Raw genomic sequence first — 21025 nt, forward strand, 5'->3', positions numbered from 1 at the left:
CAGGGACCGTCAGGGAGGCGTCGAGTCCAGCAACTCTGCCCGCAAGGCGGCGCGTGCACGGAGCTCGGGCACGGGCCAGTGGCGTAGCGCAGCGATCGCCTTGAGATGACGGTGGACATCGGATTCCCAGGTGAAACCGATGCCGCCCATTGCCTGCAGGCACTGCTCTGCGCAGCGCTGAGCAGCCGACCCGGCAGCCAGCGCCCCGAGACGGAGGTCGGTCGCGGCGCTGTCGTCGGCCCCGGCCAGCCCGGCGAGGACAAGCTCACGCGCGTGGCGGAGGTCGATCCACGCGTTCGCCAGGGGATGTTTCACTGCCTGGAACGAGCCGACCGGTGCACCGAACTGCTCGCGCACGCCGACATAGCGCGCAGTCTCGGTGAGCAGTGCCCGTGCCGACCCGAGGGAGTACGCGGCACCTAGCGTGCCGGCCAGTGACGTGAGCTCATCCCAAGCCTGCCTGTTCGAAGCTCCACCGGCTTCTGGCACTTCCGCACGAACGTTCCGCCAGTCCGGCGCGATCCATGTATCAACCGGTGCCGAAAGGCACCCGCGGTCCAGTAGACGGGTACCCCGCTGGCTGCAGAGAACTGCGAGGTCCCAGGTGGCGGCGAAGGGCACCTCGACGGCGTCGCCCGCGCCGAACACGGACAGAACCAAACTCTCTCCTGTGAGGGTCGGGCCGAGTAGGTCCGCATTCTCGAGCTGAGAGAGGAGGTGGACGCCGACGAGCTGGTGAAGCACGGGGGGCGCGGCCATCGCAGCACCGAGCTCTTCCGCGACCAGTGCTGCGAGGCCTACGGTGCCGCCACTCCCCCCACGGTCCTCGGGGATGCCGAAACCGAGCAGGCCGGACTCTCCCAGAGCGCGGACAAGCTTAGTCGGCGCCCTGCCGTCACCGAGGTCCAGCGCGATCGAGCGGGTGACCTCGGCCAGGGCCTGTGCCTCGCCAGCTGGCAGCTCCCCGAACAGCACCCGCTTGGGCGCGCTCATCGGGGCAACCCCATGCCGCGTTCGGCCACGATCGATCGCTGGATCTCATTCGTCCCGGCGTAGATGCTCGTAGCGAGGCTGGAGAGGTACTCCTGTGTCCAGCATTGGACATCGCCCCCTCGTCCGGCCAGGGCGAGGTCGAGCCCTAGCCGGGCCAGCGCCTGATAGGTCTCGCTCCACACGATCTTGCTCGCGTTAGCTTCCACCCCCACCAGACCACCCCGTTCGAGGGTGCCCAGTTGGCTTTCCACCGAGCGTGAAAGGCCGCGTATTGACGTGATGATGTCGAGCATTCGTTCTCCGGCTTCGGCGAGGTCAGACCATTTCACCGAGGCCTGGAGCTCGCTCGCCATCAGTCCCAGCCGCAACTGGCGTTGCAACAGATGCAGCGAGCGCTCATAGGACAGGGCCGTCATCGCGACGTTCCAGCCGCCACCCAGAGCCCCGAGCACTTCGTGCGAAGCGCATACGGCGTCGTCCAGTTCCAGCTCGGCGAAGTCGCGGTCCCCGTTGATCTGAGTGATCGGGCGCACTGTCACGCCCTTCTGGTGCATCGGGACGAGGAGGGCAGTGATGCCCCGATGCCTGGCCGATCCGGCCTCCGTCCGCGCCAGCACCAGGCAACGGTCGGCCTCGGACGCCATCGTGGTCCACACCTTCCGTCCGGAGATTCTCCAGGTGTCGCCGTCCAGCCGCGCGGCGGTCCGAAGGTTGGCCAGGTCACTGCCGGCCTCGGTCTCTGAGAATCCTTGGCACCAGATCTCGCGAGACCCCAAGGCCGCCGGCAGAAGGCGGACCTTCTGGGCCTCGGTGCCGAACAGGAGAAGTGCCGGGACGACGATGCCTAAGGCGACCCGGTTGTACGGAGTGGACAAGCCGAGCGCGGCAGCTTCCTTCGCAAAGACCGCCTGTTCGGCGAGCGTTCGGCCGGCTCCGCCGTAGGCCTGGGGCACAGCAATCCCCGCCCAGCCGAGATCGGCGAGGCGCTGGTCCAGCTCGCGCCGCCGCTCGCGGTCGTAGCCGTCTCCAGATCCGACCGCCGGGCGCGTCGTCCACCCGACCTCGCGTGCGACCGCTTGAAGGGCCTCGCGGGCGTAGCGCCGAAACTCTTCGCCGGTCCCGGCGCGAGCCGCCGGCGGAAGGTCCATCACCGTCTCCGTCACCTTGCCATTGCAGTCGCCGGCACCTCGGGCGTCATGAGTACGCGTACTCAACGACGCCGAACGGGCAAGGACACGACTTGAGTAGCGCCACTCATGACGCCCCACGGCTCGGCGTGACTCCATGACTGCGGGCAGAAGAACCCGCCCGGGTGCCCATTGGACGAGGAGAGCGGTCGATGCCCACCAGCGACGCCCAGGACCAGCTGGCCAGCTGGCGAGAGGCGAACGCCCGAGTACTGGCGCGAGCGAGCACGCGCCTGGGGCTAGTCGGCGAGCCGTTGGACGTCGTCTACGTACCGTTACAGGATCCGACGCCGGACCAGATCGGGCTGCCTGGCGAGTTTCCGTTCACGCGGAGTGTCTACCCCGCGGGTTACCGAGACCGCCTCTGGCAGATGCGTCTCTACTCCGGATTCGGGGACGCCGAGAGCACGAACCAGCGATGGCGGTTCCTACTCGACCACGGGAACATGGGCGTGAGTGCTGCGTTCGACCTGCCGACTCAAGTAGGCCTGGACTCCGACGAGCCCCAGGCCGCACCGGAGGCCGGTCGCGTCGGCGTAGCGGTGGACTGTGTGCGCGATTTTGAGCGGATGTTCGACGGTCTGCCCGTAGACAAGATGGGCATCTCCCTCAACGCGCACAGCACAGCACCCTTCGTTCTAGCGCTGTTTCTCGTCGCGATGGAGAGGCGGGGGATAGCGCCGGGGCAGATCAACGGATCGATGACGACCGATGTGTTGAAGGACTACGTCGCACGGGGCACGTGGATCTACCCGCCGGCCCACGGAATCCGTCTGGTCGGCGACGTTCTGGAGTATTGCTCGCGGGAGATGCCAGCCTTCTACCCCCTCGTCATCCGGGGACCCGATATCCGCGATGCTGGCGCGACGCCGATCCAGGAGGTGGCCTTCGCCTTCGCAAATGCGGTCACCTACCTGGAGTACGCCCAGAAGCGTGGGCTCGACATCGACGCAATCGCCACCCGCCTCTCGGCACAGTTCTACTACTACGGCGACTTCCTGCAGGAAGCCGCAAAGACGCGGGCAGCCCGCCGCATCTGGGCCCGGCTCATGCGGGACCGGTTTGGGGCAAAAGAACGCTCGTCCTTGTTGCTGCGCGTGACAGCTTCGGTCGGCGGCACGCATTTCCAGGTCCACGAGCCCGAGACGAACATCGTGCGCGGCACACTCGGATGTCTGGGCGCCGTGCTGGGTGGCTGCCAGGGCATGCTGCTGGCCGGCTATGACGAAGCGTTCGACATCCCTACCGAGGACACCGCGCGCATCGCTCTGCGGACGCAGCAGATCGTGGGGTACGAGTCCGACGCCACGGCAGTGGCCGACCCCTTGGGTGGCTCGTACTTTGTGGAGCAGGTCACCGACGACATCGAGGCCCGCGTGCTCAAGGCGATGGCCGAGATCGACCAGATGGGCGGCTCGGTCGTCGCGATCGAGACTGGCCACATGCAGAGGGCCATCGCCAAGTCCGCGTATCAGCAGGAGTTGCGCGAGCAGAGCGGTGACAAGCCGATCGTTGCGGTCAACCTGCACAAGGGAACGACCGAGCCGCCCGAGCTGGTCGTGCACGCCCCGGACGGGCGGGTAGCTGAGCGTCAACGTCAACAGCTCGAGGCCCTGCGTCGCGACCGCGACACGACGACGGCGCAGGCAGCGCTCGACCGGCTCCGGGGCGCGGCCGTCGGCGACGACAACCTGATGCCCCTGCTCATGGACTGTGCGCGGGCCGATCTGACCCTCGGGGAGATGGTGTCGACCCTGCGTACCGTTTTCGGCGAGTTCAAGGAGCCCGGACTGTGACCACTGGTCAAGGCGCAAACCGAAGCGAAGCCACCTCAGCGACGGCCCCGATCCGGGTGCTCGTCGCCAAGCTCGGTCTGGACGGGCACGACCGGGGCGCCAAGGTGGTTGCACACACGTTGCGCGACGCCGGCATGGAGGTCATCTACACCGGCCTGCGACAGACCGCGAAGGACGTCGTGGCGATCGCGATCGACGAGGACGTCGACGTCATCGGACTTTCCGTGCTGTCCGGAGCGCACGTCGCTTTGGCCCAGCAGGTGCTCGATGAACTTGACTTGATCGGCGCAGTTGGCCAGTTCAGCATCGTGGTCGGCGGGACTATTTCGGTGAGGGACGCCGCGGTGCTTCGGGAGATGGGCGTCGGTGAGGTGTTCGGAGTCCGGTCGCCGTTGGAAGAGCTTCCCGTCCGATTGGTCGCGTTGGTGGCGGCCAAAAACGCCCGATGATCGAGCTGCAAGCCGGCGCGCGATACCGGGGAGATTCGCGCACGATCACGGACGCGGAGATCGCCCTGCTGCCCGCGATGATGGGGGCAATCAATCCGCTGTTCCACGATGACCTCGCCGCTCGGGCCAACCCGGCCGGTCGGCGCATCCTCTACGGGCCCGCACTCCTGGGAATCGTGATCGCCGGCACAGAACATTTGCTGCGTTCGAGAGTGCTGGGACTCGTGAGCGTGACAGATCTGCGCTTCCGCCATCCGGTGGGATGCGGGGACACCGTCACGCCGACGCTGACGATACGTCAGGTCATTTCGAAGCCTGAAAAAGCTGGCGACTTGTTGCTCACCCACGACGAGGCACACAATCAGGACGGCACGCTCGTGCTCGACTTCGTGCGCGCGATCATGGTGCGACGGTCGACGTCGTGACGACGGCGGAGACGGTGCCTGTGTTTCGGGTGGCGGATCGGCTTCGGCTGGCCAGAACTCTGACCTGGCTGGAAGCCGGCGACCCCCGCGGACTAGACCAGGTTGGGCTAGGCGCCCAGCCGGCGCGGGCCCATGTCGTAGGGGTCACCGGAGCTCCCGGGACAGGCAAGTCGACGCTGACCAGCAGCCTTGTGGGGCTGTTGCGCGCTCGGCGAGCCACAGTTGCCGTCCTGGCGGTCGATCCGTCGAGTCCCTTGAGCGGCGGGGCGCTGTTGGGAGACCGGTTGCGGATGTCCGACCACCTTCACGACCCGGGCGTCTACATCCGCAGTGTGGCGTCGCGCGGGCAGGGCGGTGGCCTCGCCCTTGTCGTGCCCAGCGCTATTCGCGCTCTGGACAACTACGGGTTCGACTGGATCCTGGTCGAGTCGGTCGGGGTCGGTCAGGTCGAACTCGACATTGCCGACCACGCGGACACGACCGTCCTCGTGGTATGCCCCGGGAACGGTGACGAGGTGCAGGCGAGCAAGGCCGGGGTGATCGAGGTCGCGGACGTGATCGCGGTCAACAAGGCGGACCAGGGCGGTGCGCAGGGAGTCGCCGACGACTACCGGATCGCGCTCGATCTGTCCGCTCGCAGTGGATGGCGGGTGCCTATCCACTGCTGTAGCGCGCGGGACGGGCGTGCCGTCGAGTCGGTCCTGGACGCGATCTATGGTCATGCCCGTCATTCCGCGGCGACCGGGCAGCTGGAGCACCGGCGGGCGACGCGTCGGCGGGTGCTTTTGCGTGAGGCGGTCAAGACGCTGTCGGCCGAGCGCGCCTACGCGCGGTTGCTTCGAGATGAGCCCGGAGTGGTGCAGGACGTCGCTCGTGGCGTCATCGATCCGCTCACGGCCGCCCGGTTGTTCGTGAGTGCGACCGAACCAACTTCTACCGACACCACCGCTCGGCGCTAGTGCAGGAGGAACAGATGACAACAACAATCAAGATTCCGAAGCTTGGCATGTCGGTGACGGAAGGCACGGTCGACACCTGGGTGGCGTCCGACGGCGCGACCGTTGCCGCCGGTGACACCATCTACGTCCTCGCGACGGACAAGACGGAAACTGAGGTCCAGACCCCGGTCGCCGGGGTGTTGCGCCACCTGGTCGAGGCCGGAACCACGCTGCCGATCGGTACCAAGGTCGCGACCATCGATTGAGCACTTCAGGCTGAGCGGCTCACTGTCTGGATGTGCTCGGGCTTAGTGAATCGCCCCGGCAAGTCCGGAGACTCGCATCGTTGACTCACCCGACCTCGGCGAGGGCGGGGTTGTGACGGTAGTAGGCCTGCTCAAGCTCGACCGGTGGCAGGTCGCCGTTGACCTCCATCAGGCGCTCGGTGTTGAACCAGTGGACGTACCCGGCGGTCTCGGCTTCGACGTGGTCCAGGGTCCGCCATGGTCCCTGACGGTGGATCAGCTCGGTCTTGAACAGCCCGATCACGGACTCGGCCAGCGCATTGTCCAGCGCGCAGCCCACCGCACCGACGGAGTCATCGACTCCGGCGGCGGCGAGGCGTTCGGTGAAGGCAATCGATGTGTATTGCGACCCGGCGTCGTGATGGTTGATCAGCCCGGCCAGATCGGTGCTGCCCTCCCGGGCCCGAGTCCAGAGTGCTTGCTCGAGTGCGTCCAGGACCAGCTCGGTGTGCATGGTCTTCGCCGCCCGCCAGCCCAGGATCCGGCGGGCGTAGGCGTCGATGACGAACGCGACGTAGACCGTCCCGGACCACGTCTGCACGTAGGTGAAGTCGGCAACCCAAAGACGATCGGGAGCCAGCGGGGCGAACTTGCGCCGGACCAGATCCGCCGGCCGGGCGGCCGCCGGGTCGGCCAGCGTGGTGCGGACCGCCTTACCGCGGCGGGTTCCGACCAGGCCGAGTTCGCTCATCAGCCGCTCGACGGTGCAGCGGGCCACCTCGACCCCGGCCCGGTTCAGCGCCATCCAGACCTTGCGCGGGCCGTAGACGCTGCGGTTGCGGGCATGGATCTCGCTGATCTTCACCATCAGATACTCATCGCGGCGCTCGCGCGCGGTGGGGACCGCGGCCCGCGCGGCGTAGTAGGTGCTGGGGGCGATCGGTGCGCCGTGCTCGGTGAGCACCGTGCAGATCGGCTCGACCCCCCAGACCAGGCCGTCGCCGATCTGGCGGCCGGCGTGCTCGGCGATGAACCTCACGAGGAGCGGTGTGGGCGGTCGAGCTCCGCCGCGAAAAACGAGGAGGCCGCCTTGAGGATCTCGTTGGCCCGCCGCAACTCCGCGTTCTCCCGCTTGAGCCGTTTGATCTCGGCGTGGTCCTCGCTGGTGATCCCTGGCCGCGCACCGGCATCGACCTGCGCGCGGCGCACCCACTTGCGCACCGTCTCGGTCGAGCCGATGCCCAACTTCTCCGCCACGGACTTCATCGCGGCCCACTCGGTCGGATAGTTCGGTGTCAGCTCCGCGACCATCCGAACGGCCCGCTCTCGCAGCTCAGGCGAGTAGTGCGTCCCTCTGCTCATGACATGAACTCCATCGTCTACTCACGAGATGGAGTCCCCGGACACGCCGGGGCGATTCATAGGGCGCTCGCCTGAACGACGCCCTGGCCGAGCAGAGCAGGGCCAGGGACCGTGTATCCGGCCTCGTCGCAGATGGCGTCCCATCGATCAAGGATCTTTTCGGGGGTCAGCCCGACCTCGGTGACCCCCGGGGTCTCCGCCAGGAACATGCGGGCGACGCGGTCACCCGCGGCAATGACGATCTCGGCGTTGGCCGGGCACCGCTCGTGGGCAAGCAGCGCGACGACCGCGGCCACCTTCTCCGGTGCGAGCGCCTCCTGACGGGTCTGCAGTTCCAGCTCTGAGAGAGCGCTGGTAGTGCTCATCCGAGTCAGGGCGATCGGGGCGATCATGTTTACCTTGATCCCGTGCTCCTCGCCGAGCTGAGCAAGTCCGCGCGCGAGGCCAAAAGCTCCGCCCTTCGCGCTGGAGTAGGGCAGGACCCCTTTGATGCCGTACAGCGCGCTGGAAACGGCGATGACGACTCGGCCGTAGCCCTGCTCAACGAAACCCGGCCAGGCCGCCTTGGTAACGTTGAACACCCCGTACTGATGGACGCCTACATGTCGTTCGAGGTCTTCGAAGCCGGTGTCGGGGAAGTCGCTCTTATTGACGATGCCGGCGTTGTTCACCACGATGTCCAGTCGGCCGAAGCTCTCGCGGGCTCGCTGCACTATCGCCTCCCCGCCTTCGGCGGTGGAGACGTCGTTGCCGTCGGCAATCGCTCGACCGCCCGCTGCCAGAATCTCCTCCACCACGGTCTGCGCCGGGCTGTCGGACGCCATGGTGCCGTCCAGAGAGCGACCCAGGTCGTTGACCACGACGGCGGCACCGCGCGCAGCGAGCGTGCGCGCGTAGGCTCGTCCCAGTCCCCGCCCAGCGCCGGTGACGACAGCGACCCGGCCGTCGAAGGTGAGCATCGCCATCAGACGAGGGCCAGCGGGTTGACCGGGCTCGCGGTCGCCCCGGTGATCCGCAGCGGAGCCATCACGAAGCAGAACTCCGTCACACCCGCCGCAGCGAGTTCCTCAAGGTGCATGAGTTCCAGAAGGTAGATGCCGTAGTCGCGCAGAAGGAGGCCATGCACAGGACAGGCGAAGCCTTCCTTGCCGAACGAGCCGCCCAGTACTTCCACGCCGACGGTGTCCGCTCCGACGATGCAGACGTCCTGGTCCGCCAACCATTGGGCGGTCTCAGTACTGATCCCGGGCCAGGCGCCGTTGTAGCGGTCCTGGCTCTCGAAATAGACGTTGTACCAACCGGTCCTCACCACGACCACATCACCGGGCCGGATCTCCAGGTTGCACTGCTGCATGTCCTCGATGGTGATGGGGTAGCCCTCGTCGAGGCTGGACACAGCCTTGAGGCCCGCGATGTCGAACAGCAGTCCCCGGGTCATGACCTGTCCGACGTTCTCGATCCCGAGCTTGTGCGCGCCGGAGCTGTTGACCTGGTTGCTACCGAAGCCGTTGTAGAGCTGCCCGTGCTTCCAGCCGTGGGAGAGGCCGTCCAGGTGGGTGGTCGTGCCGTGAATGCGCACGGCGATGAAGTCCTCCGCGCTGAAGTAGTTGTCGCCCCGTGTCGGGACACCTGCTGCTTCGTCGCCACCGTCATAAACCATCATGTGCAGCGGCCGCATCCAGAACCCACGGGCTCCGTCCTTGACCATGGGAACGCCATCCGCCTGGATGTTCTGCCCCAGCTGGTAGACCGCACCGGTGCGGACCAGGCTGGCCGCCTCCACCCGCTTTTCCGGAGTGATCAGATTCAGCGCACCAAGTTGGTCCTCGGCGCCCCAACGGCCCCAGTTGCTCACGGTAGATCTCCCCTTCGCGTCATCGATCAGAGCCGTCCGAAGATCACAGGAACGTGGGCATATCGAGATTCGAGGCTGCTGGCCAGCACCGGTTCCTGCTCAGGGTCGAGACGCATCCCCGAATCCAGCAACTTGCGCAGGATCGAGAACAACGACCCTGATGTGCCGGTCCCCCGGCCGCCCAGGGCCATCGGCCGGCCGATGCAGAAATGCCGGCCCTGGCCGAAGGACAACCCATAGCGGGGAACCTGGGACTGGACCTCGCGATCTGGATCGAACTCACGGGGGCACGCGCCGAACAGTCCTTCGTCGAGATTCGCCTTCCCGACATCGAGGAACAGCGTCTCGCCGGCCTCGAACGAGAACTCCGCGCCTTCCAGGGACGTGAGACAGTCGCGGACCAGGGCGATGAACGGCGGATGCAGTCTGAGCGCTTCGGCGATGGCGTTCTCGAGCAGTTCGTCGTCGAGCTTTTCCGCCCGCTCCGGGTGCTTCTCCAGCCACCGGCAGAAGTCGACCGCGGTATGCGCCACGAGGGCCACAGTGGTGGCACCTGCGCCGACGACGTAGAGGATGCACTCTCGCAGCAGCAGATCGTCGTCCCATTGCTCGTCTTGGTCCTGGACGATCAGCGAGATCAGATCGTGCGGAAGCGTGGCGCCGGCGCCGGCGCCGTCGACGTTCCGCAGGAGCGCCGCGCGACGGTCCCGCGCCGGCTTGACGTAGTCCTCCCAGTACCGGCGCTTCGCGGCTTGTGCACGCGCGATTACCTCCGTCTGATCCCCGGTGCTGTACTCCACTTTGATGCCCTCGGTGAAGTCCTCCAGGAGGCCGTAGATCTCCGCGCCCTTACCTTCGAAATCGTCGAGGCCGATGATCTGGGCGGTGACCTCCATGACGATGCGCTGACCTAGGGAAACGAGGTCGACCCGAACGGAGCCGTCAGGCCCCTTCTCGGCAGCGAGGCCGTCCACGACCCGATCAATCGTGACGGCGAGGACGTCTCGGCTGTAGCCCTCCAGGACCTCGGGCCGAAACAAGGCGCCTTCCAGGCGCCGACGGTGGGTATGCCGGTCGCCGTGGATCTTGAGAAGGGTTCCCTCTTCGATGTGGTCGGCCTTGGGGCGTCTCCGAGGTGCGGCGGCCCGGGCCTTGAGGGCGTTCTCGATCTCTCGGTAGTCCGTGACGTGCCGGAAACCCTCGAAGGCCGTGCCCTTGAACGGGTCTGCGCTGGTCATCAGAAGCTCTCCGGATCCCGGGTCACCCACGCGTGGACGGGGGCGAGCCGATCGCTGCCATCTCTGCAGAAGACCTCACCTCCCTTGACCTGGACGTGAGTAGCCGGTACCTAAACCCCGGCCTGCGCCGCGGGCGACCCGCTCCGCCAACGTTCCTTGGGACTCCTGACCGGGCTGGCCGTTCAGTACGGCTACTCATGACGGATGGTCAACCCAGGCCCTACTCCTTCGCCATGAGGTGGGTGCATCAGCGCCGCGCGTGAAAGGACCCTGAGGATGAACCAGGAAGTCGTCCAGCCGCCGGTCGCAGTCATCACGGGGGGAGCGAGCAGTATCGGCCGCCACTGCTCGGGTGCTGTGCGCTCAGGGCGCCACCCGTGTACGTCGCTGAGGTGGGCGGAGGAAGTCGCGTCGGTCATCGCCTTTCTCGCCAGCTCCGCCGCTTCCTACATCACTGGCGGCGACATCGTCGTCGACTGCGGGTGGACCGTCGGGGTGCCGTTCGCCTGACCGATGGTCCGTACCTGAGTAGGTCTTACTCACGCACCAGCAGGCCTGCGGTGGTGCGCTTCTACCTAACCGCGTTGACGAAGGGGTAGAACGACGATGGGCGATGCGAGCTCGGCACAGCCTCCCAGCCTTCTGGATCCGGCGATCCTGAAGGAGCCGCATGGGATGTACCAGCAGCTCCACCAGGGGCAGCCGGTGGTCCATGTGCCGGAGATGGGTATGTACCTGATCAGTCGTTACGGTGACGTCGCCGAGGCCCTACGTGACGATGAGACGTACTCGTCCTGCGTTGCGAGCAAGCTGACTTCTGGCCTGTCCATGAACCCCCAGCGGGACTCCGTCGACGCGGTCCTGGCGACGGGATACCCGCACGTGGACTCGCTGGCATGGCTCGACCCGCCGCAGCACACGCGGCAACGGCAACTGATTGTCAGCGCCTTGAACGCGCGCCGGGTGAAGCTCCTCGAGGGCGAGATCTCGCGGACGGCCAGCGCTCTCGTTGAGTCCTGGGACGAGGACGCAACCATCGAGTACATGACCGCCTTTTCCCAGCCGCTCGCGATTGCCATGATCGCCGCGATCCTCGGGCTGACCCAGGAGGAAACCGCGCGGTTGCCTCGTTGGAGCGAAGCGGTCATGAACCGCATCGGTAAGCCGCTCAGCGAGGAGGAGGACATCGCTGAGGCCACGCAGGTCGTCGAGTTCCAACATTTCATGGCCGCCCTGGTCGAGACCCGGCGCAAGGGAGGGCACGACGACTTCCTGGGCGATGTCGTGGCGGCGAACCTCGTCGGCGACGACCCGATCTCCATGGCTGAACTGCTCTCTCTGCTCCTGACCCTGCTCGTCGCCGGGCACGACACCTCAGCGAGCCTGATGGGCTCGCTGCTGTATGAACTCGTCCGACGTCCGGAACTCATGCAGCGCGTCCGGGCCGATCGCAGCCTGATCTCACGGGTGATCGAAGAAACCCTGCGTCTGCAGGCGCCGGTGTCGGTCTTCACTCGCGTCACCACCTGCCCGGTCAAGGTCGCGGATACCGAGATTGCCGCGGATGAACTGGTGATGCTCATGTTCGGTTCCGCCAATGTGGACGCCGAGCAGTTCGCCGATCCGCTTGCGTTCGATATCGACCGACCTCAGCTGCGCTCTCATGTCGCCTTTGGCGGTGGGATCCACTTCTGCCCCGGGGCGGTGCTCGCCAAGCGGGAGGCGGAGATCGGCCTGAATCTCCTGCTCGACCGCTTCAGCGACATCCGGCTCGCGCCCGGCGCTACGCCGGAGTTCGACTCCAACTTCCGGATGCGCCGCCTTCTCTCGCTCGACATCGTCGCTCGGGTCTGAGCGGTCGGCAGGGCCGCTCCGCCACACCCACGACATCGGGGAGATGCACCTTGGCGACTGCCTGACCCTGTCGGGCAGGCGAACGGCAGGCCCCGGCCGACTACCACGTCGGGGCCTGTCAGGCCATCTCCGCCACCTCGCGCGACCCGCGCGGCCGGTGGCGAAGATGACCGGCCCGAGGGCGGTCAAACCGGTGTGGTGGAGCACTGACCTGAGTAGGTCCTACTCACGCCCGGCGAACCGCTCGGTGTTGGACTCAGTGCACCCCTTGGAGGCGCGAGCGCCCCACCCTCGTCGCGTACGTCAGGAGCCCCCATGTTGGCTGCGATCCCCTACCCGCCGACAGAGAAGACCGTCGACACCACCGGTCAGTGGGTGATGGCGCTCGGCACCTCCGCGGCCCTGGCGGTAGCACTTGTCCTCACGATCTCCTTCGCGGTCCGCCGCCGAGAGGCCTGGCCGATCGTGATTCTCATCAGCGCGGCGTTCTGCTCGCTGATGGAGGCGATCTACGACAACTCCTTCAATCTGTGGTTCTACACCGGCCCCGATTTCTTTACGGGGTACTCCGGTATGGGGATCCACGTGCCTTGGTGGGTGCCGGTCACCTATGTCTGGGTCTACGGCGCGCAAGCGGTCTGGCTCGCCCATCGAATTGAATCCGGGGCCACTCGCCGGGACGTCAGTCTCTACTCCGTGGCGCTGTGGGTTGTCTTCACTGGGTTTGAGATGGTCGGGACGAACGTCGGCACCTACGACTACTTCGGGGAGCATCCGTATCGTGTCGCCGGGTTCCCCATCTGGGTGTCTGTGGCCAATACAGGGATCGTCGTAGTTGCAGCCGTCGCTGTCACGAAGCTCCGCCACCTTCTCCCGGGCTTTCGAATCTGGGCTCTCCTCGTGCTCATGCCAGGAGCCTTCGGCTTAGCCACCTTCGCTCCGTCGTTCATGACCATCGAGGTCATCAGCCACGAGAATCCCAACACGGCGCTGATGTGGATCTCTGCGACCGGGTCGATGGTTCTTGGGGCGACCCTGTGCTACCTCGCGTGCCTATTCGTGCCCCAGGAACGCCCCGGCGTCCAGCCGGCACGAAGCGAAGGAATCGAGGAGCTGGTCCCGGATGCTCTCGCGCTCCGGACTGGGGGGTAGCTCTCGGATCCTCCACCGCTGCGTCTCCTGCAAGCCCCGGAACCGGGAGGACCGCTGTGGAGCTGTCCATTTACGCGACACGAATGCCGAACCACCAGGTCTTGGTGTCGATGCAGGGCCCTGTGGACGTCTCGACGGCGGTCGTCGCGCTTCATGGCTGTCTGGAAGAGGCCATGCCCGACGATGGGCAGGAGCCCGCGGAAGGCGCGTTGACCGGGTGGCTTCAGCCGCCGTGTTGAGCGTTAGGGCCGCTGTGTCGGCTGTGAAGTTCCTCGAACGACGGATGTCTGTTGCGCGCGCTTCGAGTGTCCTGCGGGCGGCGGACCGGGCTTTGCGCCTACGACGCAACGGTCGGTCTCGGTGAGTGACCAGGCGCAGGAACTGTCGCTATCCGACGACGTTGCCCTACTGGTGTTCGGAGGGGCTACCAAGCGAGTGATCAGCACAGGTCGCGCACGGGACAGCGTGCTCACCGCTGCCAGCATGCTCGAGCTGGTCTTCGCACGTCGAGTAGTGCTCCAGGCTGCCGGCAACGGGAGAAGAGCGTTCACGGCCCGGGGCCGACCGATGACCGGAAGATCGCAGGTCGATCGAACCTGGCGGCATGTGGCAAGTCGGTCGCCAACTGGGTTCGAGCTCCTGACGTGCGTGCCCCCCGGGGTGTCGCGGACGTTGCGGAGATCGCTGGTGGCCCGCGGATTGCTCACCGAGAGTTTGATGAAGGTCGTGGGTAGGCCGGCGTTGCCCACATCGGCAGGCATTGCCCGCGCCTGTTGGGTGGCGCAGGGGGCTTGGGAGGCGCTTGACGCAGCCGAACCCCAGCCGGATCGTCTCGCGCTGATCATCGGTCTGCTGACGGCGGGCGGGTGCTTGGAGGTGCTGGTCCCAGAAGGATCTGGCGTTGAAGGGCACACGGACCGGCAATCTCGAGCGGCTGGCCTCGCCTCGGGGTTGTGGGCCGACCACGAGATTCGGGACGAGGTGCGCGCGGTGATGAGATCGCTTTCTGGGGCAGTCGAGTTGAACCTGGAGGCCCGCTACGCAAGCGCAACGGTGCCATGGTGACCTTGGTGCTGAGCAGTCCGCCCATGGATGAGCTAGCTCCGCCGCTCCGCTGGCTTGGGCGGCCGGCCGCGTGAGCACTGCTGCTTTTCTACTGCGCCTCGGCCTGGGCGGGGTGATGCTCGCCCACGGGTGGAACCATCTGTTCGGGGGGGGGTGTGGACGGCACGGCCCGTTGGTTCGCGTCGATGGGTCTGCGCCCACCGCGGGTGCACGCGCTCGCCAGCGGTTGGACCGAGCTCGCCGCCGGAGCCTGCCTCGTGGCCGGTCTGATGACCTCGTTCCAATGTGCCGCGGTCGTTGGTGTGATGGCGGTGGCGTTCGTGACCGCCCACCGCACGAACGGCTTCTTCATCTTCCGGCCCGGACAGGGCTGGGATTACGTCGCGTTCCTGGCGCTCACGGCTGTTGCCCTCGCGGGGTTCGGCCCGGGGGAGTTCTCGCTCGACCATGCGCTCGGGATCGACGGCGATCTCGACGGCACAGTCGGCCTCGCGGTGGCGGCCGGCCTTGGTCTCGCCGGCGCAACTGCGCTCCTGCTGGCGTGCTGGCGGCCCGTTCCTGTCGAACCGGCCTGAATCGTCCCCGGTCCAGCGCTTCGCCCCGTCACGGTGGGGCCAAATCAGGTTGACACGGCCAAGCGCTCAAGCCCGTCACCGACGGGTTGCTCACTACGAATGCGCGGCCGGATTGGACGCCAGATTGGCATTCGTACAGAGGAGGTCGTGGTTCAAACGGTGAGGGCCGAACGACCTCAGACACCTTCGCGGTGGCGCTGTCGTGTGAGCTGGAACGCGTTCATTGCCCGGTCGTCGGCGCCGGGGAGGGTGTGCAGGTACTTCTGGGTGGTCTGGATCTGGCGGTGGCCCATCCGGTCCATGACGGTCTTCAGGTCGGCGCCGCCGACGAGCAGCCAGGACGCGTGGGCATGGCGCAGGTCGTGCATGCGGACGTGGTGGGCGAGCTGGGCCTTTTCCAGGGCGGGAAGCCAGACCCGGGTGCGGAAGGTGTTCCGGGAGACGGGGTTGCCGCCGGCGGTCTCGATGGAGGGGAAGAGCAGATCGTCGCGGCCGAGCCCGAGGTGCTGGATACGGGCGGCGAGGACGTCGAGGAGGTCCTGGCTGACGCCGAGAGTGCGGGGTTCGTCGTCCTTGGGGTAGGGCTTGACGATCATCCGCTCGCCGGTCGGGGAGATCTTCTTGGACACTTCGACGATCGTTTCCTGCACGCTGACGGTGCGGCGCAGGAAGTCAATGTGCCGAGGTCGCAGGGCGATCAGCTCGCCCCAGCGCAGGCCGGTCTCGATGGCGGTAAGCACCAGCGGTGTCCACCGCTCGGGGACCACCTCGAGGAGTCGGTCGAACTCCTCCGGGGTCAGGGTGGGCATCTTGCGGGTGACGACCTTGGGCAGCTCGATGTCGGTGCACGGATTGAAGGCGATGATCCGGTCGCGCACAGCCCGTTTGAAGATGCTGTGCAGCATCACGTGGTACTTCATGACGCTGCGAGCTGACAGACCATCCGCGGCGACTTGGGTGACCCAGCCCTGCACCGTTGAGGGCAGGATCTTCGCCATCGGCTGGTCGCCGAAGTAGGGCAGGAAATGCTTGTCGAGGTAGGACCGGTAGCTCTGCTTCGTGCTCAGCTCTAGGTGCCGGCTGGGCCACCAGGTCTCCTCCACGTACTCGCGGAAGGTCGCCTTGCCGGCGGTCCGGTCGAACCAGGAGCCGGACTCGACACTGCTCTCCGCTCGCCACCCGGCCGCCCGAGCGTCGCGTTGGGAGGCGAACGTGCCGGCCGAGCGGGTCCGGCCAGTCGGGTCGCGATAGTAGGCCGTGAAGTGGACCTCGCCGCCGCGTGCGGCGCGTTTCCTCACCCACGGCACGGCGACTCCTCCCGAGCACCCTCCCGGTTGGCTCTGACCGCAGTTTGACCGCAAACCCCGCTGGACTCAAGCGGGCTATGACGGACCGTCACGTACGCGGGGTGCGCCGTTGACCTGCGGAAACGTTGTGATCTCACGCATCCCTGTGTGCGCGATCAGGTCCCAGATTCCAGCTCATAACCCAGAGGTCCGAGGACTGTGCCGGACGTGCGCGTACGTGGGCGGCTACCGATGGACATTTACCAGTTGCGGCTCGCGACCCTGGGCTACGAGAGCGCGGGCCGAGACGCCACTTCGCGGCCGCCGGCGAAGGCCAGCCGCTGGGCGATCCGAGATCGCCGAACATCTCCAGGAGGTCCTCGGCGAAATTCGGAGCGCAGTGACCCGGGCCGGCTGTATGAATAACTACATCGATTGTATTCAATGATGTAGGATTTCATACATGGATGCCCGAGCTCGGCTGGAGAGCCTGGAGCCAATTTTCCGTTCCCGGGATGCGGTGGCTGCCGGGATTTCATGGCGGGATCTCTACGCGATGCGCGATGCTGGTGAGATCCTGCAGCTCTCGCGCGGTCTCTACCAGCGTGCCGACAGCGCGGGGACTGGTGACCTGGACTTCGTCACCGTCTGCCGGCGCGCACCCCACGGCACCATCTGTCTGGACTCTGCCTTGGCCTATTGGGACCTGACGGACGACATCCCGGCCCAGGTTCACCTGGCGGTGGCGAAGGGCAATCACCGGCCACGGATCGACTATCCGCCCACGCGGGTTCACATCTTTCAAGCCGAGATGTTCGAACTCGGCCGAGTTCAGATCCGAGCCGAGGCCGGCGCCGAGTTCGCGATCACGGATCGCGAACGCACTCTCGCCGATGCGTTCCGATCGCGGCGGCTGGTGAGTGAGGAGGCTGCGCTGCACGCCCTACGCCGCTACCTCTCCGCCCGTCCCGATCGGGCTCGTCTGGCCGAAGTAGCTCGCAGCTTGAGGGCTTGGCCCGCGCTGCGTGAGGTGATGCGGGTGATGGAGGCATGACGCCGACGAACCGATCTTCCGCGGCTGGACGGGCGTATCTCGATCTGCGTGCCCTCGCTCGCAGCCAAGGCCGAGGTACGGAAGAACTCCTCGTCCTGTTCACACTCGAGCGATTCCTCTACCGCGTCTCGATCTCTGAGCACCGCGAGCGGGTGGTACTCAAGGGCGGGATGCTCCTTGCGGCGATGGACGAACGACGCCCGACGCGCGACGTCGACATGCTCGCAACCGCCACGTCCAACGATGTGGACCAGGTCTCCGAGCTGGTCCGCGAGATCGCCGGTCTCGAACTCGACGACGGCGTCTACTTCGACGTCTCCGCGCTAAGCGCCGCTACCATCCGGGACAACGACCAGTACGGGGGAGTGCGCATCACGGTGCCCGCCCGTCTCGACCGGGCGCGGCCGATGCTGCGGGTCGACGTCAGCGTCGGAGACCCGGTAACCCCGCGCCCGATCCGTATCGACTACCCGGCGCTTCTCGGCGGCACCTTCGCGCTCCGCGGGTACCCGCTCGAGACCGTCCTGGCGGAGAAGATCGTCACGATGATCGACCGCGGTGACACCAACACCCGCGACCGCGACTTCGCCGACGTTGTCCTGCTGACCGCGCGCCATCCGATCGGTGCCGAAATCCTGCGCGCAGCGCTGGCCGCGACCGCCAATCACCGCAGCGTTGTGCTGCGCCCGCTCGGGGAGGTTCTCGTGAATCTCGCCGAGGACCGTCAGAGGCCATGGGAGGACTTCCTCCAGGGCACCGGACTGAACGCGGTCCTGCCGCGGAGCTTCGGCGATGCGATCGCTCGTGTCGTTGCCTTTGCTGATCCCATCCTCGCAAGCCCGGCCTCGAGTGGGAGATGGGCGCCTGCGCCGGCGGCATGGCTAACCGAGCCGGACGCACGATTCGATCCGCAGGCACATCCCGACCACGCCTAGGGTCGAGGACGACAGGCAATGGGGGTCGAGTGAGGGAGCGCGGAGCGTCGCCCGGTGACCATGGCGGGCGTGGTCACGCGCTTCCCTTCTCCTCGCCCAGCATCCGGTGCAATCTGGACACGAGCTCGCGCATCTCGGCGAGCTCCGCATCGCGTGGGTCGTGCTTGGTCTCGCTCTCGGGCGCGTTGGGCCGTGACCGGAACGCTTCGAGTGCTTCCAGGGCGGCAGCGTCGGCGCCGGGGAGGGCGTGCAGGTACTTGCCGGTCGTGGCGATGCTGCCGTGCCCGAGGCGCTCCTTGACGACCTGCAGGTCGGCTCCGCCGGCCAGCAGCCAGGAGGCGTGCGCGTGGCGTAGCCCGTGGGGCGTCACGGTGAATCCGATCTCAGCGGTCTGGACTGCCGGGTTCCACACGTGGGCACGGAACCAGCTGTTCGGGATGTGCCCGTCGGTGTTGACCTGATGCGGACGCCGAGGGTTGTCCTTACCGAGGGCGCGACGGGCCGCGCGGTAGACGGCGACCGCATCCTTGCACTGGCGGCACCGACAGCGTGCCGACTGATACGCGGTCAGCGTGCCGTGCCGGTACTGACGGCCCTTATCGTTCGGCTCGGTCAGCCCGAGCGTCTCGGGGTCGGGAAGCTGCGCCGGCCTGCAGTGCCGGACCTCCTTGGGAGCGGGGCACGGGAACAACAGGTCATCACGACCGAGCTCGCGCTCCCTGATGTGCAGCTGGATCTGCTTCACGAGCCGGGCCGTCAGGGAGAGCTGGCGCCACTCCTTGTCCTTCGGGTAGTCCTTGACGACGAACCGCACGTTGTCGGGGCGGGTCTTTGACTTGAGCTCGACCACCGCCCGGGAGACGGTCAGCAGGCGGGGCTTCATGTCGATGTCCTTGGGGCGCAGCTCGGTCAGCTCGCCCCAGCGCAACCCGGTCTCGATCTTGGTCTCGACCAGCAGACGCATGGTGTCGTCCTGCAGGCCGGCGTAGATCGCGTCGTACTGCTCGACGGTGATGATGCGTCGCGGCTTGCGGGCCACCGGCGGGGTCTTGACCCCGCGACCGGCGTGCAGCCACACGACCTGGTCGTTCAGGGCCGTGGACAGGATCGCATCGAGCACGACCTTGGCCTCGCGGATCGTCGGCGGGCGTGCGCCGTAATCGCGCTGCAGTTCGGTGACCCACTCCCGCACATGGTGGGGGAGCAGCTCGGCCATGCGGACGTTACCCAGGCCGGGCAGCACGTAGCGGTTGAGCACGTACCGGTAGTTCTCCCGGGTGGTCAGCTCGATCTGGTGGTTGGGGAACCACTCGGTCTCGACGTAGGTGGACAGGGTCTGCCGGCCCCGCTTGGGATCTCCGACCTTCCCGGCCGCGAGATCCTCTTCGGCCTTGTGCCAGGCCCGGATCGCTTCCTTCTCGGTCCGGTAGCTGCCGGCGGAGCGCTCTACGCCGCGGACGTCCCGGTACTTGGCTTCATGCCGAAGCCCGCGAGGGCCTTCACGGGCTCGAATCCACCCCATCGCCGGCCTCCCCACCGAAGATCATTTGGCAGCAATTTGGCAGCAGGAGCCGGGGCGGACGGCAATAGACTGTCCCGGACGGTCCTGGACCAAATAGGCCTCTGACCTGCAATTATAGCCCGATTCCCGGCGGCACAGGAAGACCTGCCTTCGACGCCAAGTGGCGATTCGCATCGAGGGGGTCTGGGGTTCAAATCCCCACAGCTCCACCCGTTAGTGCAGGTCAGGGGCCGGATTCGGGTTCACCGAAGCTGGCCCCTCGAATTGGTGGGCAGATTTCCGGAGGACGGGCAGGGACTATGCCGGTGACCGCGTCGCGGTGAGCGTCGGCGATGGCCTGCTGCGTGGTTGGGTCGCCGAGTGCCCACAACACGCTGGCCGACTCGGAACGGTGAACGTCAGATCGAACCCGGCAACCGCAGCCATCGCCTCCTCGGCAACGGCGGTGTCTGCGGTCAGCCCGCGGCCGCCGTGGAGCCCGGAGCCGAACCATCGACCGGCCGGCGGGGTTGGCCCGACGCGGCGTAGTACGACGTCAACGACGTCCCGGCATCGCGGGCGCAGTCCCCGCACGCGGTGTGCTTGAGCAGGCACCGGCGCTGCAGGGCGGGGGTCAGACCTCCCACACCGCGGAAGCCAGCAGCACCGGACCCAGATCGGGGTCACCACGATCCGGACCCAGCGGGCCGTGTGCCGAAGCGTAGGCTCATCCGGGTGCCGCCCTCGGGCGTGAGCGGTGACTCGACCCGCAGCCCTTGGTGTGCGGCCGCGACCTGGGCGACCAGTGCCAGCCCGATGCCGGAGTGGCCCTCGGCTGTGGTCCAGTACCGCTCCAGGATCCGTGGCTGGTCCGCGGCCGGGATGCCGGGCCCGCGGTCGGTGACCGAGACCGTGGCGACGCCGTCCTCGGCCCCGAGGTCGACCACGACGTCCGCACCGGCGGGGGAGTAGCGCACGGCGTTGTCGACCAGTGCATCCACCGCGCGAAAGACGGCGGCGCCGTCGATCGGCAGCGGGAACCGGTCGGCGCCGGTCCTTCGCAGCCGCACGCCGCGCGCCGCGGCGGGCCCGGTGTGCATCGCGCAGGCCTGGTC

At 66.9% G+C, this 21025-nt stretch carries 21 protein-coding genes; 12 read left to right on the forward strand and 9 right to left on the reverse strand.

Annotated elements, in window-relative coordinates:
• Positions 1–9: 9 nt before the first annotated feature.
• Together H0X00_RS03380 and H0X00_RS03385 are read right to left on the reverse strand one after the other, a co-directional pair.
• The gene (locus H0X00_RS03380) at positions 10–993 is read right to left on the reverse strand and encodes an acyl-CoA dehydrogenase family protein (RefSeq protein WP_293767318.1); all 984 of its coding nucleotides are present in this window, start codon (positions 991–993) and stop codon (positions 10–12) included.
• Positions 990–2156 (reverse strand): acyl-CoA dehydrogenase family protein, encoded by a 1167-nt coding sequence (locus H0X00_RS03385; protein WP_293767319.1) that lies wholly within the window; start codon positions 2154–2156, stop codon positions 990–992. The genes H0X00_RS03380 and H0X00_RS03385 overlap by 4 nt, the downstream gene beginning before the upstream one ends.
• Before the next feature lie 176 nt (positions 2157–2332).
• On the opposite strand from H0X00_RS03385, the gene H0X00_RS03390 reads away from it, so the two are divergent.
• Genes H0X00_RS03390 through H0X00_RS03410 form a run of 5 tightly spaced genes read left to right on the forward strand, consistent with a single transcriptional unit; the run spans position 2333 to position 6054 of the window.
• The gene (locus H0X00_RS03390; protein WP_293767320.1) at positions 2333–3976 is read left to right on the forward strand and encodes a methylmalonyl-CoA mutase; all 1644 of its coding nucleotides are present in this window, start codon (positions 2333–2335) and stop codon (positions 3974–3976) included.
• Entirely contained in the window at positions 3973–4425 is a 453-nt protein-coding gene (locus H0X00_RS03395) for a cobalamin-dependent protein (protein ID WP_293767322.1), read from the forward strand. Before H0X00_RS03390 ends, H0X00_RS03395 begins: the two co-directional genes overlap by 4 nt.
• On the forward strand, positions 4422–4850 hold the full coding sequence (locus tag H0X00_RS03400) for a MaoC/PaaZ C-terminal domain-containing protein (protein ID WP_293767323.1): 429 nt from the start codon (positions 4422–4424) through the stop codon (positions 4848–4850). The genes H0X00_RS03395 and H0X00_RS03400 overlap by 4 nt, the downstream gene beginning before the upstream one ends.
• 29 nt (positions 4851–4879) lie before the next feature.
• Positions 4880–5809: a methylmalonyl Co-A mutase-associated GTPase MeaB gene (gene meaB / locus H0X00_RS03405; RefSeq protein WP_293767339.1), complete on the forward strand. Its 930-nt coding sequence runs from the start codon at positions 4880–4882 to the stop codon at positions 5807–5809.
• A gap of 14 nt (positions 5810–5823) precedes the next feature.
• Positions 5824–6054 (forward strand): lipoyl domain-containing protein, encoded by a 231-nt coding sequence (locus H0X00_RS03410; RefSeq protein ID WP_293767324.1) that lies wholly within the window; start codon positions 5824–5826, stop codon positions 6052–6054.
• 85 nt (positions 6055–6139) lie between these two features.
• Here the strand turns inward: H0X00_RS03410 and H0X00_RS03415 are convergent.
• The 4 genes from H0X00_RS03415 to H0X00_RS03430 form a co-directional block, all read right to left on the reverse strand.
• Positions 6140–7395, reverse strand: a protein-coding gene (locus H0X00_RS03415) for an IS3 family transposase (RefSeq protein ID WP_293767325.1) whose coding sequence is annotated in 2 segments (ribosomal slippage) — positions 6140–7107 and positions 7107–7395 — 1257 coding nt in all. Because the reading frame shifts where the segments join, the coding sequence is not laid out codon by codon here.
• A 56-nt stretch (positions 7396–7451) separates the two neighbouring features.
• The gene (locus tag H0X00_RS03420) at positions 7452–8360 is read right to left on the reverse strand and encodes an SDR family NAD(P)-dependent oxidoreductase (protein ID WP_293767326.1); all 909 of its coding nucleotides are present in this window, start codon (positions 8358–8360) and stop codon (positions 7452–7454) included.
• Positions 8360–9250 (reverse strand): cyclase family protein, encoded by an 891-nt coding sequence (locus tag H0X00_RS03425; RefSeq protein WP_293767327.1) that lies wholly within the window; start codon positions 9248–9250, stop codon positions 8360–8362. The genes H0X00_RS03420 and H0X00_RS03425 overlap by 1 nt, the downstream gene beginning before the upstream one ends.
• Positions 9251–9276: 26 nt before the next feature.
• The gene (locus H0X00_RS03430; protein ID WP_293767328.1) at positions 9277–10488 is read right to left on the reverse strand and encodes a cytochrome P450; all 1212 of its coding nucleotides are present in this window, start codon (positions 10486–10488) and stop codon (positions 9277–9279) included.
• Between the two features lie 276 nt (positions 10489–10764).
• Here H0X00_RS03430 and H0X00_RS03435 point away from each other — a divergent pair, with 276 nt between their 5' ends.
• The 5 genes from H0X00_RS03435 (at position 10765) to H0X00_RS03450 (ending at position 15134) form a co-directional block, all read left to right on the forward strand.
• Positions 10765–10998: an SDR family oxidoreductase gene (locus H0X00_RS03435; RefSeq protein WP_293767329.1), complete on the forward strand. Its 234-nt coding sequence runs from the start codon at positions 10765–10767 to the stop codon at positions 10996–10998.
• 165 nt (positions 10999–11163) lie between these two features.
• Entirely contained in the window at positions 11164–12342 is a 1179-nt protein-coding gene (locus tag H0X00_RS03440) for a cytochrome P450 (protein ID WP_293767330.1), read from the forward strand.
• A 315-nt stretch (positions 12343–12657) separates the two neighbouring features.
• A complete protein-coding gene (locus tag H0X00_RS03445; protein WP_293767331.1) occupies positions 12658–13494 on the forward strand; it encodes a hypothetical protein in 837 nt (278 codons plus the stop codon).
• A 360-nt stretch (positions 13495–13854) separates the two neighbouring features.
• Positions 13855–14559, forward strand: a complete 705-nt coding sequence (locus H0X00_RS23635) for a GPP34 family phosphoprotein (protein WP_367186414.1) — start codon at positions 13855–13857, stop codon at positions 14557–14559.
• Between the two features lie 206 nt (positions 14560–14765).
• Positions 14766–15134 (forward strand): DoxX family protein, encoded by a 369-nt coding sequence (locus H0X00_RS03450; protein ID WP_293767332.1) that lies wholly within the window; start codon positions 14766–14768, stop codon positions 15132–15134.
• A gap of 176 nt (positions 15135–15310) precedes the next feature.
• On the opposite strand, the gene H0X00_RS03455 is transcribed toward H0X00_RS03450, so the two are convergent.
• Positions 15311–16441, reverse strand: a complete 1131-nt coding sequence (locus tag H0X00_RS03455; protein ID WP_293767333.1) for a tyrosine-type recombinase/integrase — start codon at positions 16439–16441, stop codon at positions 15311–15313.
• 442 nt (positions 16442–16883) lie between these two features.
• Here H0X00_RS03455 and H0X00_RS03460 point away from each other — a divergent pair, with 442 nt between their 5' ends.
• Both H0X00_RS03460 and H0X00_RS03465 read left to right on the forward strand, forming a co-directional pair.
• Positions 16884–17474 (forward strand): type IV toxin-antitoxin system AbiEi family antitoxin domain-containing protein, encoded by a 591-nt coding sequence (locus H0X00_RS03460; RefSeq protein WP_293767334.1) that lies wholly within the window; start codon positions 16884–16886, stop codon positions 17472–17474.
• Positions 17471–18409 carry a nucleotidyl transferase AbiEii/AbiGii toxin family protein gene (locus tag H0X00_RS03465; protein WP_293767335.1) on the forward strand — a complete coding sequence of 313 codons (939 nt, stop codon included), beginning with the start codon at positions 17471–17473 and terminating at the stop codon, positions 18407–18409. The genes H0X00_RS03460 and H0X00_RS03465 overlap by 4 nt, the downstream gene beginning before the upstream one ends.
• Positions 18410–18482: 73 nt before the next feature.
• On the opposite strand, the gene H0X00_RS03470 is transcribed toward H0X00_RS03465, so the two are convergent.
• Together H0X00_RS03470 and H0X00_RS03475 are read right to left on the reverse strand one after the other, a co-directional pair.
• Positions 18483–19931 carry a site-specific integrase gene (locus tag H0X00_RS03470; protein WP_293767336.1) on the reverse strand — a complete coding sequence of 483 codons (1449 nt, stop codon included), beginning with the start codon at positions 19929–19931 and terminating at the stop codon, positions 18483–18485.
• A 662-nt stretch (positions 19932–20593) separates the two neighbouring features.
• Positions 20594–21025, reverse strand: a 432-nt coding sequence (locus H0X00_RS03475; RefSeq protein WP_293767337.1) for a sensor histidine kinase, incomplete at its 5' end; no start/stop codon positions are given.

It is taken from the genome of Sporichthya sp., assembly GCF_013815995.1.
Lineage (GTDB): Bacteria > Actinomycetota > Actinomycetes > Sporichthyales > Sporichthyaceae > Sporichthya.

Coding starts and splice junctions, on each gene's coding strand:
- H0X00_RS03390 (WP_293767320.1), top strand. CDS start 2,333: ATGCCCACCAGCGACGCCCAGGACCAGCTGGCCAGCTGGCGAGAGGCG.
- H0X00_RS03435 (WP_293767329.1), top strand. CDS start 10,765: ATGAACCAGGAAGTCGTCCAGCCGCCGGTCGCAGTCATCACGGGGGGA.
- H0X00_RS03470 (WP_293767336.1), bottom strand. CDS start 19,931: ATGGGGTGGATTCGAGCCCGTGAAGGCCCTCGCGGGCTTCGGCATGAA.
- H0X00_RS03440 (WP_293767330.1), top strand. CDS start 11,164: ATGTACCAGCAGCTCCACCAGGGGCAGCCGGTGGTCCATGTGCCGGAG.
- H0X00_RS03460 (WP_293767334.1), top strand. CDS start 16,884: ATGGATGCCCGAGCTCGGCTGGAGAGCCTGGAGCCAATTTTCCGTTCC.
- H0X00_RS03410 (WP_293767324.1), top strand. CDS start 5,824: ATGACAACAACAATCAAGATTCCGAAGCTTGGCATGTCGGTGACGGAA.
- H0X00_RS03445 (WP_293767331.1), top strand. CDS start 12,658: ATGTTGGCTGCGATCCCCTACCCGCCGACAGAGAAGACCGTCGACACC.
- H0X00_RS03430 (WP_293767328.1), bottom strand. CDS start 10,488: ATGACCAGCGCAGACCCGTTCAAGGGCACGGCCTTCGAGGGTTTCCGG.
- H0X00_RS03380 (WP_293767318.1), bottom strand. CDS start 993: ATGAGCGCGCCCAAGCGGGTGCTGTTCGGGGAGCTGCCAGCTGGCGAG.
- H0X00_RS03420 (WP_293767326.1), bottom strand. CDS start 8,360: ATGGCGATGCTCACCTTCGACGGCCGGGTCGCTGTCGTCACCGGCGCT.
- H0X00_RS03465 (WP_293767335.1), top strand. CDS start 17,471: ATGACGCCGACGAACCGATCTTCCGCGGCTGGACGGGCGTATCTCGAT.
- H0X00_RS03400 (WP_293767323.1), top strand. CDS start 4,422: ATGATCGAGCTGCAAGCCGGCGCGCGATACCGGGGAGATTCGCGCACG.